Below are 16,412 nucleotides of genomic sequence, written 5' to 3'. Positions count from 1 at the left end.
CCGACAAAATTGTCAGAATTATCGATTACTTACCAAAGGAAGCAGTCCAACCCAAACCCGAAGGCTCGAATGTCGGACGGGTAAAAATTAATTCGTCGACTTTTGACACACTGTTGAGTTCTCAAGGATCCAGCGCGCACCTCACTCGGCCTCTCGGCTCTGTTTGGGGCAACTCGATCAAACTTACCGGTCTGGCTTCGGCCTGTCAAACTGGCCTCCGCGGTGCGGCTCCCCGGGGCACACTGCCCCGTTTGACTCCTCGCAGCCGCTTCAGCGCACATGCTCGGACCCAGGTGGGGAAGGTGGTCAGGCGGTCCGCAGTGGGGAGGGAATCCTCCGCGTCGCGGCGCCGGGGGCGTCCCGCGCTGACAGGTGAAACATTAGGGCACGTCCGGGGAGTAATGCAAAACGGGGCCGCCCGGCGGTCCATTCACGCTCACGTAGGGGTGGACTCGGGCTCTTCGTCCTCCTCCACGCCGGTGGCGCGGAGGTAGAGGACGACGCCGGCGGCCAGCAGAAACGGACCGAAGGCGACCAGCAGGATCAGGCCCTGCTCGACGGGGCTCAGGTGGCCCAGGTGAAGAGGAGTCATGGTGCTCCCATTGTCGCCGACGACGCCCCGCGGTGACAGCGGTACGCGTCACATCTCCAGGAGCTCGTCCGTGTGAGCGCGCCGGCGGCGCTGATCCGGCTTGATCGAGGCGCAGCCCTCCGTGCGGCGATACGTGCCGCGATCGAAGTAGGTCAGGTCGCCCGGACGAGATCAGGGATCTCCTGCGTGGCGTGCCAGGCGAGCTCGGCGTCCTCGAGATCGCCCTCGGAGAGGTCGTCGAGGTCGACGTGGGCCGAGGCGACCGCTCGCCAGACGAGGTCTGTGTCGACCTCGACCTCGGTGGGGTCCTCTGAGTCAGTCATCGTGACTGCGTCGACGTCCCCGGCAACGACGTAGCGGCGCGGGGTGTCTGCGGGGGTGCGGAGCTGCCAGGAGACGTGAGCGGCGGCCGCCATCGCGGCGTACGCCAGCTCCTCCTCGTCGCCCTCGGGCCACGCCGCGACGAGCGCCTCGGTCACGGTGTGGGCGCGGAAGGGGGCGGAGATGCGGCCTCCAGCGAGGGCCTTGGCCAAGCCGTCGCGCGTGAGCGGGACGTACACGCGCACCGTCATCATGCTCCTCATCAATCTCTTGGGATCGTGTGGAAGTCTCCCAGAGCCACCGGCCCGGCGCCGGAAGGCGCAACCGTACGAAATGAGGACACCGTGAAGCTCCGCACCACCCTGGTCTCCCTCAGTCTCGCCTCGGGCCTGCTCCTCGCGGGCTGCGCGGAGGGCGCTGAGCCGACGCCGACTACCAGCCCGACGAGCACGGCACCCGACTCCGCCTCGCCGCAGACGTCGGAGGCGGCCGAAGGCGTGACCGTCCACCTCACCTACGAGGACGGCACCTTCGACCCGCAGGGCACCACCGTGAAGGTGCCTCTCGGCGAGCCCGTGACACTGCACGTGACGGCAGACAAGGGCGGAGAGCTCCACGTCCACGGCACTCCGGAGACGACCATCGCCTTCGCAGCGGGCGAGACCTCGAAGACGCTGACGTTCGAACGCCCGGGCGTGATCGAGGTCGAGTCCCACGACACCGGCGCGCTCGTCGTGAACCTGCAGGTCAGCTGAGCCGTGTTCATCCGCATGCACGGCGTCGGCGGCGCCAAGGACCTCCCAATCCCTGCCGAGTACGCCATCGCGGGCGCCTGCGCAGCCCTCACGGTGTCCTTCGTCGTCCTGGCAGTCGCCTGGCACAAGCCTCGCTTCACGGAGAATGCCGCCGGCCATGTCGATGAGGCCGGCGCCCCCGGCGGACCGCTCATCGAGCCCGTGCTCCGGGTGCTCGGCTTCGCCTTCTTCCTGTACGTCGCAGCCGCGGCCCTGCTGGGCAAGGACACGCTGATCAACCCCGTGTTCGGGGTCTTCTATGTACTGCTGTGGGTCGGCATCGTGCCGCTCTCGCTCGCCTTCGGCCCCGTCTACCGGGCGCTGAGTCCCGTCCGCACACTCAACCTGCTGCTGGCGAAGATCTCCGGCAGTGACCCTGACGCAGGGCTGCGCGAGTACCCGAAGCGCCTCGGCTACTGGCCGGCGGCGTTCGGCCTGCTGGCGTTCGTGTGGATGGAGCTCGTCTTCGCAGGCAACGCCGAGCTCGGCAACGTGCGGCTCTGGCTGGCCGTCTACCTGGGCGCGATGCTCGTCGGCGGAGCGGTCTACGGCAACACGTTCTTCGCCCGCGCCGACCCGTTCGAGGTGTACTCGACGCTCGTCGGCCACCTCTCCCCCCTGCGCCGGATCGACGGCCGGGTGCGGCTCGCCAATCCCTTCCGTCACCTGGCCTCTCTCGATGTCCATCCCGGGCTGGTCGCGGTCTGCGCGGTGCTGCTGGGCAGCACGGCGTTCGACTCGCTGGGCAGCTCCACGCTGTGGTTGACCAACACCCAGGACCTCGTCATTTCCCGCCAGACGGTGGGCCTGGTCGGACTTGTCGGACTCGTGCTGGTCGTCGGACTCCTGTTCGCAGGCGCGACCATGGCGACAGGCGTGCACGAGGGCCACCAACGACGCATGCTGCCCGGGGCGTTCGCCCACACGATCGTGCCGATCATCGTCGGCTACGTCTTTGCGCACTACCTGAGCATGCTGGTGGAGAGCGGACAGCAGACCCTGATCCAGCTGAGCGACCCGCTCAGTGACGGATCGAACCTCTTGGGCATGTCGGACCGGGGTGTGAACTACTGGCTCTCCGAGCACCCGACCTTCCTCGCGACCACCAAGGTGCTCGGCGTCCTGACCGGCCACGTGGTTGCCGTCATCGCCGCCCACGACGCAGCCTTGCGCCTGCTGCCCAAGCGGGACCAGCTCTCCGGCCAGCTCGCCTTGCTGCTGCTCATGGTCGGCTTCACCGCGGGCGGCCTGCTCCTCCTCTTCGGAGTCTGACCCGCCGAGCCGGGGCGGCGACCTCGCCCCGGCTCTGCGGATAGAGCGCGTCGACCAGCGGCACGAACGCCCGCGAGAGCGGGCTCGGACCCGCCTCCAGGTAGGTGCGCCCCGTGACCAGGGCCCGGTCGGCCGCCAAGGCGTCGTCAGGGACGACATGGAACGCGGTGACGTCGCCGAAGCCCTCGAGCAGCCTGCGTGCCTCGGCCTCCTCGATGCCCAGCCTCGCCCGCCATCGGTTGAGCACGACATGGACCGGCTGACCGTTCGTGCGCTCGCGCAGGTCATCGAGAGCGCGCGCAAGCCGGGCCAAACCCACCGGGTCGGGGGTGCCCACAGCGACCACGAGGTCAGCGCCTGACACCGCTGCCTGCGTGAGCGCGTTGCGCCCGGGGCGCGCGCTGAAGTCGGAGGCCTGGTCGTCCTCGAGGCTGAACCCGGTGTCGAGCACGACGTCACGGCCGGACCCGAGGAAGGCATCCACCACCTCCGGCCCGACCTCGGCCCACCGGTCGGCCCGCGGCAGGCCGCTGACGACGTCGAAACCCGAGACGCGTCGTACGACAGTGGAGTCGGCGCTGGGATCGTCGCCTCGGGCTACCGCGCGTGACGCGGCCAGCAACCCCGACACCTCGTCGAGCACCGCGAGTCGCTGGGCGACCGCGCCGCCCCAGGGGTCAGCGTCGACGAGCAGGGGACGCCGACCGCGCGCGGCGAGCTCACCGGTGATGCCGAGAGCCACGGTCGTGCGGCCGGGAGCCCCGGACGGACCCCACACGGCCACAGACAGGCTGGACGCGGTCGCCGACGGGGGCACGACCTCCGGTGCCTGCCGTTGACCCACCCCAGCGGGCGGGTCGAGCTCCGACGCCGCTGCGCGCACGACGCCGGGAAGGGTCGGCACCTGGCCGACAGCAATGGCATGGCGGACACCCAGTCGACGCACACGCTCGGGTGCATCGGGATGGCCGTCGGTCATGACGACGACCGGCTCGACGCCGTCGCGACGTAGGCGCGCGATCGCGTCGTGGTCGAGCCCCGGAGCCTCCCCCGCCATGATCGCGACCTGCGCATCGCCGGCGGCTGCGTGAGCCAGGAGGTCAGTCACGTCCATGCAGCGCCGGAGCACCACGACACCGCCGGTCGTGTCGAGAACCGCCAGCGCGGCTGGCTCCCAGGCTGCTCCAGCTGCCACGACCAGCACCGTGACCGCGCCCCCGGCCACGTCAGCCCTCCCGCGTGATCGAGACGCGTCCGTCACGCGCAGCGGCCAGCACTCTGCCGACACCGCCGCGGGCGTCAGAGGGCACGCCGACGACGACTTGGCGCTCCCCGCCGGCTCCGAGCATCTCGTCGACGGCTGCCACTTCGCGGACCAGGACGTCGTCGAGCACAGGAACTGCGGCCTCGCCACGGTCGCCCGAAGCAACCCAGACGTCGACGACAGCGCCTGCGGCGAGGGACGATGGCATGGCCCCTGAAGGCACCGAGAGCGGCACCGTCATCAGTCCGTCAGCCGGTGCCCCGAGCGCGGCCGCAGGCAGCAGCTCCCCGGCACCCACCGCACGCAGCAGATGGACGTCGTCCGGCAAGGGCTCGCCGACGGAGAGGTAGCGCCCTGCGGCGGCGTCGTCGAGACGGACCGCCGCGGCCATCAGGTCGTCCGCCTCGACAGTGGCCCCCGCCTGGAGGTCAGCACGGACGGCCCAGACCCGTGTGAGGTCATCGGAGCTCGCCATGATCCGGGCGCCGAGGGTGATCGAGGCGGCCACGAGGGCAACCCCGACCCAGAGTCGAGTGTCGCGCCAGGCGGGCCGCACCGAGCGTGCGGCGGCGGGCGCGTCCGAGATCCCGAGATCCTTGGTCACGCGGCTCATCATGCGCGGGGCGGCCGGGATCCGTCACCTCGTCGTCCACAACCGCGGCGAGGTCGGCGTCTGCCATCAGGGTGCTGATGGCAGAGTGGAGACATGTCCGGCCCCCGTTTTCTCACGCTCGCCGACGTCGCAGAGGTCCTCAACACGTCCCAGGCGCAGGTCTACGCGCTCGTCAGACGAGGCGACCTGCCGGCGATCAAGATCGGCGGCAGGGGCCAGTGGCGCGTCGAAGCGGAGCAGCTCGAGGACTACATCCAGCGGCAGTACGTCGCGACCCGCGAGTTCGTCGACGCTCACCCGTTCACCGAAGCGGACGAGGGCGTCAACGAGCTGCGCTAGCGAGGGTGGCGACTCCGACACGGCGTCCGGTCAGAAGACTGGTCGCCTCGAAGCTCAGCCGACCTTCGCGTCGAGCGTGACCTTCATCGTGCGCTCCTTGCCGTCACGTGTCAGGGTCAACTCGACGGTGTCGCCGGGCATCTGAGCGCGGATGGCGACGATGAGCGACGCATTGTCGGACACTGTCTGTCCGTTGATACCGGTGATGACGTCGCCCTTCTGCAGACCCGCGCCGGCGGCCGGGCTTCCCGGAGTGACCTCCTCGACCCGGGCGCCGTCGTCCTCCGGACCGCTGCTGATCGAGGCTCCGATGACGGGGTAACTGGCCTCCCCCGTGCGGAGAATCTCGTCGGCCGTGACACGCACTTGCTCGACCGGGATGGCGAAGGCGACGCCGATGTTTCCGCCCTGCCCGCCAGTCGCGGCACCCGCGACCGTCGCGATCGCACTGTTGACGCCGACCACCCGCCCCCGGAGGTCGACCAGCGGTCCACCCGAGTTGCCCGGGTTGACCGCCGCGTCGGTCTGGACGGCGTTGATGAACGTGTTGACCGCCTCGGGGTCCCCGCTCGTGGAGACCGGGCGGTTGAGCGACGAGACGATGCCTGCCGTGACCGTGTTGGAGAGGCCGAGCGGCGAGCCAATCGCCACCACGCCCTCGCCGACCCGCAGGTCGGTGGAGGTGCCCAGCGCCGCCGGAGAGACGCCCTCGAGCCCCTTGACCTCGAGGACGGCGAGGTCGTAGGCCTTGGTGCGACCGACGATCTCAGCGGGGAACCGCTCGCCCGACGAGGTGACCACGGTGACCCGGCCGCCGGGGTGGTCGGCTTCCTCGATGACGTGGTTGTTGGTCACGACGTGGCCTTCGCGGTCCAGGACGAAGCCTGAGCCGGTGGCACCGCTCTCCTCCGACTCGGTGTCGGCGATGATCTGCACGGTCGAAGGGAGCACCTTCTGCGCTACGGCGGAGATGCTGCCGTTGTCGGCCGGCAAGGGCGCCTTGGTCTCGATGGAGACGGAGCCGAGGCCACCGTTGCCCGAGGAGCCGACGTTGTCGTACGCAGCGCCTCCGATCGCACCGCCGACAAGGCCGGCGACCAGCGCGAGGGCAGCCACGGAGGGCCAGACCCAGCCGGCAACGCGCGAGCGCGGCTGGTCCTTGGCCGGGGTGCCGAAGGGCTGGCCCGCGGACCCGCCGTACGCCGGGAGCACCGCGGTGTGCTCGACGCGGGCGGTGGGTGCCGGCGGCGCCGAGGGCGGGGGTACGTCGGCGGCCGAGGCCGGCGGCGCCGGCGGCGCCGGGGGCGGCGGTACGTCGGCGGCGGGGGCCGCAGGCGGCTGGGAGGGGAGGTCGTTGTTCATGATCGGGTCACCTTCACGGACGCGTGCGGCTCACGGTGGAGGTCGCAGGAGGAGTCTGGAACGAGGTCGCGGCCGGACTGCGGTCGGCGGGCCGGTCGGCAGCGAGGTTGAGCGCGATGACCCCGACCATGGCGGCACCGATCGACCCGGCACCGAGGACAGCCACGGTGAGCAGGCCACGGTGGTCCGCGCCGGGCGCGAGCGCCGGCAGCGAGGGAGCGTACGCCGAAGCGCCCGACAGCCCCTCGCGAAGCCCGAGCGGGGCGCTCTCGGGCCAGGACGAGGCCAGGCCGGCGAGCTGCATCTTGACCCAGGCCTCGCGCTCGACGCGCTCGCCGCAACGGCGGCAGCCGTGGACGTGGTGCCACAGCCGCTCTGCTTCCTCGTGCGGGAGCTGGCCGTCGACGAGCGCACCGACCCGGTTGCCGACGTGGCCGATCACCGCACGGCTCCGGTCGCAACGGTGAGCGGGCCGGCGTACCGGCTGCGCCCGGCGGCAGGGGCACGGTGGGCCAGGCTGGTGCGGAGCATCGCGCGTCCGCGACTGATGCGCGAGCGGACGGTGCCGAGCTTCGCGCCGACGATGTCGGCGATCTCCTCGTAGGTCAGGCCCTCGATGTCGCAGAGGACGACGGCTGCCCGGAAGTCGGGCGGAAGCGCCGCGAGCGCCTGCTCGACGTCAGCGTCGAAGGTGCGCTCGGCGTACGTGTCGTGCGGGGTGACGCTCGAGCGAATCCGCTCGGCCCGCTCGTCCGAGAGTGCGTCGAAGCGGATCCGCTGGCGGCGCCGGGCACCGTCGAGGAAGAGGTTGGTCGTGATGCGGTGGAGCCAGCCCTCGAACGTGCCCGGTGTGTAGGTGTCGAGCGACCGGAAGACGCGGACGAAGACGTCCTGGGTCAGGTCCTCGGCATCAGCCGCGTTGCCGGTCAGCCGGTAGGCCAGCCGATACACACGGTCGCTGTGCCGGTCGACGATCTCGTCCCACGTGGGGACGGTGTCGGCCGGGAAGGGGCTCACGTCGGTCATGACAGTCACGCTAGGCATCCGATCTGAAAGAACCCTGAGGTGTTGCAGGGCGCTGTCTGTGAAGACGAACGACCCGACACGGCACTGTGTTCCCCGATGACCCGTGTCTCACACAGACGGTAGGGTCTGCCGCACACCGGTTGAGGAGGCCGTCATCACTGCACCGATCAACACTGCGAGCTGGACGTACGCCGAGGAGTTCGTGGGCGAGGACGACGTCCTCCGCGCCGCGCGCGAGCGTGCCCAGGAGGTCGGCGTCGTGCCGATCGGCTCCGGCGTGGGCGCCGCACTCCGGTTCCTGGCCGCCGTGCTCGACGCACGCGCCGCCGTGGAGATCGGCACCGGGACCGGCGTCTCCGGCCTGTGGCTGCTCCGCGGCATGCGCTCCGACGGCGTCCTGACCACGGTCGACGTCGAGGCCGAGCACCAGCGCCTGGCCAAGAAGACGTTCTCGGAGGCCGGCATCGCCTCCAACCGCGTGCGCACCATCCCGGGCTCGGCCCTCGACGTGCTCCCCCGCCTCACCGACGGTCACTACGACATCGTCTTCTGCGACGGCGACAAGCGCGAGTACGCGGCGTACCTCAAGGAGGCGCTGCGGCTGCTGCGCCCGGGCGGTGTGGTCTGCTTCGACAACGCCCTGTGGCACGACCGCGTGGCTGACCCGGCGCAGCGCGACGACGACACCGTCTCGATCCGTGACCTCGGTCGGGCGATCGCGGAGAGCGACGACCTCGTGCCCGTGCTGCTGCCCGTCGGCGACGGACTGCTCTGCGCCAAGAAGGTCTGGGCTCCCGAGGCCGACTGAGCGCTCGCACTGCTCCACAACGTCATAGGACCTGGCCGCTACAGCGACCAGGTCCTATGACGTTGTGGCGACGTTGTGCGGCGGCGCGGGGCGAACTGCCCTCAGAAGCGGGCGTACGTCGCGAAGCCGGCGCCACCCTCGGCGATCGCGACGACCTCACAGGGCTCGATCAGGATCGGCGCGGCACCGGTCATCTCGGAGACCGGCGCCGTGGCAGCGATCTGCTCGAACTCGGCCTGGAACGCCGCGCGCGCTTCGCCGTCCTCGAAGACATAGCAGCCTTCGAACCACTGACCGGGCAGCATCCGCCAGGTCTTGAAGCGCATGCCGGGCTTGCCGGTGAACCTCGCGTGCGACGGCTCCTCGACGTAGTCACGGAGGCGGTCGGCCATGTCGGCAGGCGCGTCGGCCAGCGACCAGCGGACGGTCAGGCCGTTGAGGTTGCTCATGCGTAGATTCCTTCGAGGGGGTTGGCCTGCTCCAGCCAGTGGAGCAGGAGTCGGGCGCCGAAGCCGCTCGGCCCGGTCGTCCAGATGCCGTCGTCGGCCGCCGTGTCCCCCACAGGAGCCACGTCGAGGTGGGCCCAGGGCAGACCGGCAGTGAAGTGCTGGAGGAAGAGGGCCGCAGTGATCGCTCCGGGACCACCGGCGGCGTTGTCGGAGTCGGCGATCCTGGACGAGAGCCGCTCCTCGTAGGCCGCGGCGAGGGGCAGTCGCCAGAGGCGCTCCCCCGCGGCCTCGCCACTCTCGGTGATGCGGGCGGCGAGGAGGTCGTCGCTCGCGAAGAGTGCGCCGGTCTTCAGCCCGAGCGCCACCTTCGCGGCACCCGTGAGCGTCGCGACGTCGACGAGGGCGTCGGGCTTGAGCTCCGCCGCGGCGTACGCGAGGGCGTCGGCAAGGACCAGCCGCCCCTCGGCATCGGTGTTGGTGACCTCCGTGGTGCGGCCGCCGTAGTGCGTGATGACGTCACCCGGCCGGTACGACGAGCCGGAGACGGCGTTCTCCGCCGCAGCGACGAGACCGGTGACGCGGATCGGGCAGTCGACCGCGGCGAGCGCCGCCATCGTGGCGAGCACGACGGCACCGCCGGTCATGTCGCGCTTCATGGTGACCATCGACTCGGCGGGCTTGATCGAGAGGCCGCCGGAGTCGAACGTGATGCCCTTGCCGACGAGCACGAGGTGCGGCGTGCGCCGCTTCGCCTTCGGCGGCGTGTAGGTGAGGCGGATCAGCCGCGGCGGGGTCGCCGAGGCCTGGCCGACCGCGATCAGTCCACCGAAACCCTGGTCGCGCAGCTCGACCTCGTCGAGAACCTCGACCTCGAGGCCACTCTGGCGCGCCCAGACGACGGCCTGCTCGGCCAGCCAGGCGGGGTTCTTCAGGTTGGACGGCGCGGTCGCGAGTGCCCGGGAGCGCCAGCCTGCGAGGGCGATGGCGGCGGCCCGGTCGACGAGGGGCTGCCGGTCGGGTGTGGTCGCGAGGACGGCCTGCGCCACCGGCTGGGCCGTGGCACCGCCCGAGCGCCAGTGGAACTCGAACGAGCCGAGGGAGAGCCCCTCGACGAGGGCGCGTAGCGCGGCGTCATCTGCCAGCGCGGCCAGACCCACGTGGACCGACGGCCGGTCCTTCGACGCCCGCGCGATCGCGGCACCGGCATCACGGAAGTCGCGAGCGCGTGCCTCGCCCAGCCCGGCCAGGAGGACCGCTCCCCCGCCCGGCAGGGCGTGGAGCGTCACCTCGCCGACCGCACCGGTGGCGCGGTGGAGCGCGAGCACCTCGAGGAGGTCGAGACCGAGGGCATCAGAGAGCTCGGCGCCACCGGGACCCAGGACGGGACCGTCGGTCACGTCCTCGCCCGGAAGCACCGCGAGCGCCACGAGGGCGCCCGCTGGCAACTGCCCGGCGGCGTACTCCTCGATGAGGAACGCCGGGGGCGCGACCTGGCCGGGGAGCCCGACCAGGTCAGTCGCGGAGTCGGGCACGCTCAGCCGACGACGCCGGCGAGGGCGTCACGCAGGTTGCCTGCCTCTTCGGCGTTGAGCTCGACGACCAGACGGCCGCCACCCTCGAGCGGGACGCGCATGACGATGCCGCGACCTTCCTTGGTGACCTCCATCGGACCGTCACCGGTGCGGGGCTTCATTGCCGCCATCCGCGACACCTCTTCCTTGATCTGCAACGTGTGACACGGCACCGAGGACGGCGCCGGAGTGACCATTATCCCAGATGGAGAAGGGAGTTCTGCACGTCGGTGCCCCGTGGGCGCCTCAGACCTCGGTGAAGAGGTAGGCCCACGTGAAGAAGAGGACGAGCACCAACAGCCCGACGTGGGCCAGGATCGAGAGCAAGGGGCCACTGCTCCAGGAGTCCTCACGCACCTGGTGTGCAGCGCGCTTGCCGCGCGGCCTCATCCAGCGCGCGAGGATCATCAGGCCGGTCACGGCCGTGATCCAGAGCATCGCCAGCGAGACCACGCCCACGATCGAGTTGCCCTTGTCCTCCGAACCGATGCCGGTCAGCAGGAAGCCGATCCACGTCACGCCGGCGAGCAGGCCGACGACGGTGTGGACGTTGAGCACGCGGGGCGAGATCTCGATCCGCCCCGACTTCGCCTGTGGTCCACCCAGGCGGAGGCGCGTCAGGATCACCACGACACCCGGCAGCGGGGTCAGGAGGTAGACGAGGAGCGCGGTCGACACGGGCGCGAGTCTGCCCTATCCGGCCGGGTTCGTGTCGTCGGCGAGCTCCAGCTGGCTCGCGAGCCGCTCCAGGAGAGCGTCGACCTCGGACATGCGGTAGCCCCGCAGCACCATCCCGAACCGCACCTTCCGCAGGTGCTCGGCACCCAACGGACCGTCGGCAGGGAGACCCGGGTCGGGCCGGTCGACGTACGCCGGAGCGAGGGGCTCGCCGCGGCCAGAGGCGACCAGGGCCACCCCGCCGAGCGCGAGGACCACGAGGATCGCGAAGAACCACATCACCGGTGCTCAGCCTCCCGGATGCGGCGTGCCTCGACCATGAGGGCCACGGCCTCGTCGATGTCGTCGGTGAGCATCACCAGGTCGAGGTCGGTCGCGGAGATCTTGCCGTCGGCGAGCATCGTGTCGCGCATCCAGTCGAGCATGCCCTGCCAGTACGCGGTGCCGACGAGGACGATGGGGAAGACGGTCTTCTTGCCGGTCTGCACCAGTGTGAGGGCCTCGAAGAGCTCGTCGAGGGTGCCGATGCCGCCGGGGAGCGCGATGAAGCCCTGCGCGTACTTGACGAACATCGTCTTGCGCGCGAAGAAGTAGCGGAAGTTGATGCCCTTGTCGACCCAGGCGTTGAGGCCGGTCTCGAAGGGCAGCTCGATCCCGAGCCCCACGCTGACGCCACCGGCCTGGCTGGCGCCCTTGTTCGCGGCCTCCATCGTGCCGGGGCCACCGCCGGTGATGACCGCGAAGCCCGCCTCGGCGAGCTTGCGCCCGCACTCCTCGGCCTGCTCATAGTGCGGGTGCTCGGGACGCGTGCGGGCCGAACCGAAGACCGCGATCGCGGGACCGAGCTCGGCGAGCGAGCCGAATCCCTCGACGAACTCGGCCTGGATGCGCAGGACCCGCCACGGGTCGGTGTGCACCCAGTCGCTGGGGCCCCGGGAGTCGAGGAGTCGCTGGTCGGTCGTCGAGTGCTCGACCTGACTGCGGCGCAGCCGGACCGGGCCCTTCTGCATCTCCTGCTGCGGCTTGGCCTCCGTCATCGCGACTCTCCCTCGGTCTCACTCAGCCAGGCCACGAGCTGCTGCTCGCACCGGACGATCTCCTCGACGTGCACGTGCTCCTCGGCCTTGTGGGCGAGCAGCGGATCGCCGGGTCCGAAGTTGACCGCGGGCACCCCGAGGGCACTGAAGCGCGACACGTCGGTCCAGCCGAACTTGGGGGCGGGCGCACCGCCGACCGCGTCGAGGAACGCCCTGGCCGCCGGACGGGTCAGCCCGGGAAGCGCGCCGGGGCTGGAATCGGTGACGGTCACGGAGTAGCCGTCGAAGAAGTCGTGAAGGAAGGCCTCGGCCTCGGCCTCGCTGCGGTCGGGGGCGAAGCGGTAGTTGACCGTGACGGTGCACGCGTCGGGCAGGACGTTGCCCGCAACGCCACCGTTGATGAAGACCGCGTTGAGACCCTCGTGGTAGGTCAGCCCGTCGATCACGGGCTTGCGCGGCTCGTAGGCGTTGAGACGGTTGAGCAGCTCGGCCGTCTTGTGGATGGCGTTGGAGCCCATCCACGCTCGCGCAGTGTGCGCCCGCTCGCCGCTCGTGGCGACCTCGACGCGCATGGTGCCCTGGCAGCCCGCCTCGACGAGCGCGTTGGAGGGCTCCATGAGGATCGCGAAGTCCGCCTCCAGGAGGTGCGGGTGGGTCTGGCTGATCTTGCCGAGGCCATTGTGGATCGCGGCGATCTCCTCGGCGTCGTAGAAGACGTAGGTGATGTCGCGGTTGCTGGCGGTGAGGCCCGCGGCCAGCTTGAGGCCGACCGCGACGCCGCCCTTCATGTCGACGCTGCCGAGCCCGTGGAGCACGCCGCCCTCGAGACGGCTGGGCAGGTTGCCGTTCTCCGGCACGGTGTCGAGGTGACCGGCGATGACGACCCGCTCCGGCCTGCCCAGCACCGTGCGGGCGACCACGGTGTTGCCGACACGGGTCACCTCGAGGTGGCTGTGCTCCCTGAGCGCGACCTCCACCGCGTCGGCGAGCGCCGCCTCCTGGAGGCTCTCGGACGGGAAGTCGACGAGCTGACGGGTCAGCTCGACGACATCGGCGGTGAGGTCGAGGCTCATGCCGCCCATCCAATCAGGTGCGGCCACACCCAGGCCGCAGGCCTGAGGGGTACGCCGGTGCGTCGCGCCGGCCCCGGCGTACCCCTGGAGTCAGGCGGCGCTGGGCGCAGCGGTGTCGCCCGACGGCGTGTAGTGGCTCGCGTCGCCGGTGATCGACTGGCTGCGCTCGCCGTTGACGCCCACGGGCACGTCGCCGGCGACGGTGATCCGGGCGAGCTTGCGCGGCTGCTGGTCGTAGTTGTCGATGGCGTAGTGCTGGGTGATCCGGTTGTCGAAGACGAGCACCTGGCCGGGCTGCCACGACCAGCGCAGGATGTGCTCCGGCTTGGTGACGTGGGCCTGGAGCAGGCGGATCACGTCGCGCGACTCGGTCTCGGAGAGGCCCTCGATGCGGCGGGTGAAGCCACCGATGAAGAGGCCCTTCTCCCCCGTCTCCGGGTGCACGCGCACGACGGGGTGGCGGCTCTCGAAGACGGTGGACTGGAAGACGTCGCGGTACTCCTTCTGGCGCGGGGTGTCCTCCTCGGCGCGGGCGTAGTCGTAGACGTTGGTGTGGACCGCCCAGAGAGTGTCGGCCCAGGCACGGAGCGGATCCGGGAGGCTGGCGTACGCCGCGGCGGTGCTCGCGACCAGCGTCTCGCCGCCGTACGCCGGGATGGTGATGCTGCGCAGCGTGCTGATCGCCGGCGGGTTGACCACGAAGGTCACGTCGGTGTGCCAGACGTTCGCCGTGCCGCGCTCGCTGTCGACGTCGAGGATGTTCGGCGCACCTTCCAGCCCGGGCACGGTCGGGTGCGCGGTGGTCAGCTCACCGAAGAGGCCGGCGAAGCGCGCCTGGCCCTCCGCGTCGAGGTCGGGGGCGTCGAGGACGATCGCCTTGTGCTCGAGGAGGGCGGCGCGGAGCTCGGCGACCGTGGCGGCATCGAGGTCGGGCCTCGCGTGGATGCCGGTGACGCGCGCGCCGATGAGGGCGGTGATCTTCTGGATGTCGAGGGACATGGGGGTTCTCCTGGGTTCTGTGGTGATCGCGGCCGGGATGCCGGGTGGGGCGGAGGCGGGATCAGCGACAGAGGGCGCTGTGCACACGCATCAGGTCCACGTGCGTGCGATGCGTCAGGAGAAGATTCATAGTGAAGAAACTTAGTCGGTTTTATTATGTTATCGCAACTCCCTGGTCGCCGAGAGGGCGCGAACCTGCGCCGAAATGCCACCGAGGCGGCGCAAACCTGCACGGCATGTGCAGGTCTGCGCCGCCTCGGCGCGGTGGGGCTGCAGGTTTGCGCCGCCTCGGCGCTGTGGGGCTGCAGGTTTGCGCCGCCTCGGCACTGTCGCGCTGCAGGTTTGCGCCGCCTCGGCGGATCAGGCCTTGGTGACGGTGACCTTCAGCTCAGGCGCTTCCCCGGCCGGCCCCGCGGGGAGCTCCTCGTACGCAACCGAGGTCGCGAGGGTCTCGCCGGCCACCAGCGCCTCGTGCGTCCGGGCCGCGGACACGAGATCGGCCGGAGCAGTGACGGTGAGCGCGATGCGGTCGGAGACCTCGAGGCCGGCGTCCTTGCGGGCCTGCTGGACCGCGCGGACCAGGTCACGGGCGGCGCCCTCGGCCTCGAGCTCCGGCGTCAGGACCGTGTCGAGGACGACGAAGCCACCGCGCGGCAGCACACCCGTGGCGGTCCCACCCGAAGCGTCGCCGGCGACGGTCTCGAGGGTGTACTCCCCCTCGACCAGCGCCAGACCCCCCGCGGTGACGACGCCTTCGGCGTCGACGCTCCAGTCGCCGGTCTTGGAACCCTTGATCGCGAGCTGGACGTCCTTGCCCAGGCGCGGGCCGGCGGCGCGGGCGTTGACGGTGAGCTTCTGCTCGACGCCGTAGGCCGAGGCCTCGTCGCTGTCGGCAGCGACCAGCTGCACGCGCTTCACGTTGACCTCGTCGGCCACGATGCCGGTGAAGGCGGAGAGGTCGAGGTCGGTCACGACCGTGAGACCCGCGAGCGGGAGGCGGTTGCGCAGGTTGTTGGCCTTGCGCAGCGCCGAGGTGGCCGAGCAGACGTCGCGGACGACGTCCATCTGCTCGACGAGCGCCTCGTCGTCGGGCAGGCCGTCGACCGATGGCCAGTCGGCGAGGTGCACCGAGCGGTCGCCGGTCAGGCCACGCCAGATCTCCTCGACGGTCAGCGGAGCGAGCGGAGCCAGCACCCGGCAGAGCGTCTCGAGGACGGTGTGGAGCGTGTCGAAGGCGGCCTCGTTGTCAGCCGTGACGACGCCGTCGGCCACCCAGAAGCGCTCACGGGAACGGCGGATGTACCAGTTGGTCAGCACGTCGATGAAGCCGCGCGTGGACTCGCACGCGCCTGCGACCTCGTAGGCGTCCATCTGCTCGCCCATCTCGGCGACGTAGTCGCGGAGCTTGGCAAGCAGGTAGCGGTCGAGCGGGTCGCTGGAGTCGGTACGGCGCTTCGCGTCGTAGCCCGCGGCGTTGGCGTAGAGCTGGAAGAAGTACCAGGAGGACCAGAGCGGGATCAGCACCTGGCGGACCGAGTCGCGGATGCCCTGCTCGGTGACGACCAGGTTGCCACCGCGCAGGATCGGCGAAGACATCAGGAACCAGCGCATCGCGTCGGCGCCGTCGCGGTCGAAGACCTCTGCGACGTCGGGGTAGTTGCGCAGCGACTTCGACATCTTCTGGCCGTCGGAGCCGAGCACGATGCCGTGGCTGACGCAGCTCTTGAACGCCGGGCGGTCGAAGAGCGCAGTCGCCAGGATGTGCAGCGTGTAGAACCAGCCGCGGGTCTGGCCGATGTACTCGACGATGAAGTCGGCCGGGAAGTTCTGCTCGAACCAGTCGGCGTTCTCGAACGGGTAGTGGTTCTGCGCGAACGACATCGAGCCGGAGTCGAACCAGACATCCAGCACGTCGGTCACCCGGCGCATCGTCGACTGGCCGGTCGGGTCGTCGGGGTTCGGGCGGGTCAGGTCGTCGACGTACGGGCGGTGCAGGTCGGTGACCTCGACGCCGAAGTCGGCCTCGAGCTCGGCGAAGGAGCCGTAGACGTCGACGCGGGGGTACTCCGGGTTGTCGGACTTCCACACCGGCACCGGCGAGCCCCAGAAGCGGTTGCGGGTGATCGACCAGTCGCGGGCGTTCTCCAGCCACTTGCCGAACTGGCCGTGCTGGATGTGGTCGGGGGTCCAGCGGATCTGCTCGTTGTGCGCGAG

The 16,412-nt window shown here is 70.5% G+C and carries 20 protein-coding genes; 4 read left to right on the top strand and 16 right to left on the bottom strand.

Annotation, left to right across the window (positions count from 1 at the left end; genetic code table 11):
* Positions 1 to 436: 436 nt before the first annotated feature.
* Together VLF38_RS06070 and VLF38_RS06065 are read right to left on the bottom strand one after the other, a co-directional pair.
* A complete protein-coding gene (locus tag VLF38_RS06070; protein ID WP_325270387.1) occupies positions 437 to 592 on the bottom strand; it encodes a hypothetical protein in 156 nt (51 codons plus the stop codon).
* 152 nt (positions 593 to 744) lie between these two features.
* Positions 745 to 1,164 (bottom strand): DUF6912 family protein, encoded by a 420-nt coding sequence (locus VLF38_RS06065; RefSeq protein WP_325270386.1) that lies wholly within the window; start codon positions 1,162 to 1,164, stop codon positions 745 to 747.
* A gap of 93 nt (positions 1,165 to 1,257) precedes the next feature.
* Here VLF38_RS06065 and VLF38_RS06060 point away from each other — a divergent pair, with 93 nt between their 5' ends.
* Entirely contained in the window at positions 1,258 to 1,668 is a 411-nt protein-coding gene (locus VLF38_RS06060) for a hypothetical protein (protein WP_325270385.1), read from the top strand.
* A gap of 3 nt (positions 1,669 to 1,671) precedes the next feature.
* Positions 1,672 to 2,979 carry a hypothetical protein gene (locus VLF38_RS06055; RefSeq protein ID WP_325270384.1) on the top strand — a complete coding sequence of 436 codons (1,308 nt, stop codon included), beginning with the start codon at positions 1,672 to 1,674 and terminating at the stop codon, positions 2,977 to 2,979.
* On the opposite strand, the gene VLF38_RS06050 is transcribed toward VLF38_RS06055, so the two are convergent.
* Positions 2,942 to 4,174 carry a hypothetical protein gene (locus VLF38_RS06050; protein ID WP_325270383.1) on the bottom strand — a complete coding sequence of 411 codons (1,233 nt, stop codon included), beginning with the start codon at positions 4,172 to 4,174 and terminating at the stop codon, positions 2,942 to 2,944. The two genes, VLF38_RS06055 and VLF38_RS06050, sit on opposite strands and share 38 nt — an antisense overlap.
* A 31-nt stretch (positions 4,175 to 4,205) precedes the next feature.
* A complete protein-coding gene (locus tag VLF38_RS06045) occupies positions 4,206 to 4,847 on the bottom strand; it encodes a hypothetical protein (protein WP_325270382.1) in 642 nt (213 codons plus the stop codon).
* Positions 4,848 to 4,949: 102 nt separating this feature from the next.
* On the opposite strand from VLF38_RS06045, the gene VLF38_RS06040 reads away from it, so the two are divergent.
* Entirely contained in the window at positions 4,950 to 5,195 is a 246-nt protein-coding gene (locus tag VLF38_RS06040) for a helix-turn-helix domain-containing protein (protein ID WP_325270381.1), read from the top strand.
* 54 nt (positions 5,196 to 5,249) lie between these two features.
* Here the strand turns inward: VLF38_RS06040 and VLF38_RS06035 are convergent, their stop codons facing one another.
* The 3 genes from VLF38_RS06035 to sigE are packed head-to-tail and all read right to left on the bottom strand — an operon-like array spanning position 5,250 to position 7,583.
* Complete coding sequence (locus VLF38_RS06035; protein WP_325270380.1) at positions 5,250 to 6,557, bottom strand: S1C family serine protease; 1,308 nt, start codon at positions 6,555 to 6,557, stop codon at positions 5,250 to 5,252.
* 13 nt (positions 6,558 to 6,570) lie between these two features.
* Positions 6,571 to 6,999 (bottom strand): hypothetical protein, encoded by a 429-nt coding sequence (locus VLF38_RS06030; RefSeq protein ID WP_325270379.1) that lies wholly within the window; start codon positions 6,997 to 6,999, stop codon positions 6,571 to 6,573.
* Positions 6,996 to 7,583: an RNA polymerase sigma factor SigE gene (gene sigE / locus VLF38_RS06025; RefSeq protein WP_325270378.1), complete on the bottom strand. Its 588-nt coding sequence runs from the start codon at positions 7,581 to 7,583 to the stop codon at positions 6,996 to 6,998. The genes VLF38_RS06030 and sigE overlap by 4 nt, the downstream gene beginning before the upstream one ends.
* Before the next feature lie 154 nt (positions 7,584 to 7,737).
* Between sigE and VLF38_RS06020 the strand changes: the two genes are divergently transcribed.
* Entirely contained in the window at positions 7,738 to 8,391 is a 654-nt protein-coding gene (locus VLF38_RS06020; protein ID WP_325270389.1) for an O-methyltransferase, read from the top strand.
* 101 nt (positions 8,392 to 8,492) lie between these two features.
* On the opposite strand, the gene VLF38_RS06015 is transcribed toward VLF38_RS06020, so the two are convergent.
* From VLF38_RS06015 to VLF38_RS05975, 9 genes are all read right to left on the bottom strand, one after another.
* Complete coding sequence (locus VLF38_RS06015; protein ID WP_325270377.1) at positions 8,493 to 8,840, bottom strand: hypothetical protein; 348 nt, start codon at positions 8,838 to 8,840, stop codon at positions 8,493 to 8,495.
* Positions 8,837 to 10,372: a leucyl aminopeptidase family protein gene (locus tag VLF38_RS06010; RefSeq protein WP_325270376.1), complete on the bottom strand. Its 1,536-nt coding sequence runs from the start codon at positions 10,370 to 10,372 to the stop codon at positions 8,837 to 8,839. Before VLF38_RS06010 ends, VLF38_RS06015 begins: the two co-directional genes overlap by 4 nt.
* Before the next feature lie 2 nt (positions 10,373 to 10,374).
* Entirely contained in the window at positions 10,375 to 10,542 is a 168-nt protein-coding gene (locus tag VLF38_RS06005; RefSeq protein ID WP_325270375.1) for a DUF3117 domain-containing protein, read from the bottom strand.
* 115 nt (positions 10,543 to 10,657) lie between these two features.
* A complete protein-coding gene (locus VLF38_RS06000) occupies positions 10,658 to 11,089 on the bottom strand; it encodes a hypothetical protein (protein WP_325270374.1) in 432 nt (143 codons plus the stop codon).
* A gap of 15 nt (positions 11,090 to 11,104) precedes the next feature.
* Complete coding sequence (locus VLF38_RS05995; RefSeq protein ID WP_325270388.1) at positions 11,105 to 11,368, bottom strand: DivIVA domain-containing protein; 264 nt, start codon at positions 11,366 to 11,368, stop codon at positions 11,105 to 11,107.
* On the bottom strand, positions 11,368 to 12,126 hold the full coding sequence (locus tag VLF38_RS05990) for a TIGR00730 family Rossman fold protein (RefSeq protein WP_325270373.1): 759 nt from the start codon (positions 12,124 to 12,126) through the stop codon (positions 11,368 to 11,370). Before VLF38_RS05990 ends, VLF38_RS05995 begins: the two co-directional genes overlap by 1 nt.
* The gene (gene dapE, locus VLF38_RS05985) at positions 12,123 to 13,199 is read right to left on the bottom strand and encodes a succinyl-diaminopimelate desuccinylase (RefSeq protein WP_325270372.1); all 1,077 of its coding nucleotides are present in this window, start codon (positions 13,197 to 13,199) and stop codon (positions 12,123 to 12,125) included. The genes VLF38_RS05990 and dapE overlap by 4 nt, the downstream gene beginning before the upstream one ends.
* 90 nt (positions 13,200 to 13,289) lie before the next feature.
* A complete protein-coding gene (locus VLF38_RS05980) occupies positions 13,290 to 14,198 on the bottom strand; it encodes a TauD/TfdA family dioxygenase (protein WP_325270371.1) in 909 nt (302 codons plus the stop codon).
* Between the two features lie 360 nt (positions 14,199 to 14,558).
* Positions 14,559 to 16,412: class I tRNA ligase family protein (locus VLF38_RS05975; protein ID WP_325270370.1), on the bottom strand; the 1,854-nt coding region annotated here is incomplete at its 5' end.

Source organism: Nocardioides sp. (assembly GCF_035481145.1).
Taxonomy (GTDB): Bacteria; Actinomycetota; Actinomycetes; order Propionibacteriales; family Nocardioidaceae; genus Nocardioides.
The sequence above is the reverse complement of the archived record's forward strand: the minus strand, read 5'-3'. Positions and strand labels throughout refer to the sequence as shown.

Bases quoted from the DNA above. Each gene is read 5' to 3' on its own strand.
- VLF38_RS06070 (WP_325270387.1), bottom strand. From the start codon at position 592: ATGACTCCTCTTCACCTGGGCCACCTGAGCCCCGTCGAGCAGGGCCTG.
- VLF38_RS06065 (WP_325270386.1), bottom strand. From the start codon at position 1,164: ATGACGGTGCGCGTGTACGTCCCGCTCACGCGCGACGGCTTGGCCAAG.
- VLF38_RS06040 (WP_325270381.1), top strand. From the start codon at position 4,950: ATGTCCGGCCCCCGTTTTCTCACGCTCGCCGACGTCGCAGAGGTCCTC.
- VLF38_RS06035 (WP_325270380.1), bottom strand. From the start codon at position 6,557: ATGAACAACGACCTCCCCTCCCAGCCGCCTGCGGCCCCCGCCGCCGAC.
- sigE (WP_325270378.1), bottom strand. From the start codon at position 7,583: ATGACCGACGTGAGCCCCTTCCCGGCCGACACCGTCCCCACGTGGGAC.
- VLF38_RS06015 (WP_325270377.1), bottom strand. From the start codon at position 8,840: ATGAGCAACCTCAACGGCCTGACCGTCCGCTGGTCGCTGGCCGACGCG.
- VLF38_RS06005 (WP_325270375.1), bottom strand. From the start codon at position 10,542: ATGGCGGCAATGAAGCCCCGCACCGGTGACGGTCCGATGGAGGTCACC.
- VLF38_RS05995 (WP_325270388.1), bottom strand. From the start codon at position 11,368: ATGTGGTTCTTCGCGATCCTCGTGGTCCTCGCGCTCGGCGGGGTGGCC.
- VLF38_RS05990 (WP_325270373.1), bottom strand. From the start codon at position 12,126: ATGACGGAGGCCAAGCCGCAGCAGGAGATGCAGAAGGGCCCGGTCCGG.
- dapE (WP_325270372.1), bottom strand. From the start codon at position 13,199: ATGAGCCTCGACCTCACCGCCGATGTCGTCGAGCTGACCCGTCAGCTC.
- VLF38_RS05980 (WP_325270371.1), bottom strand. From the start codon at position 14,198: ATGTCCCTCGACATCCAGAAGATCACCGCCCTCATCGGCGCGCGCGTC.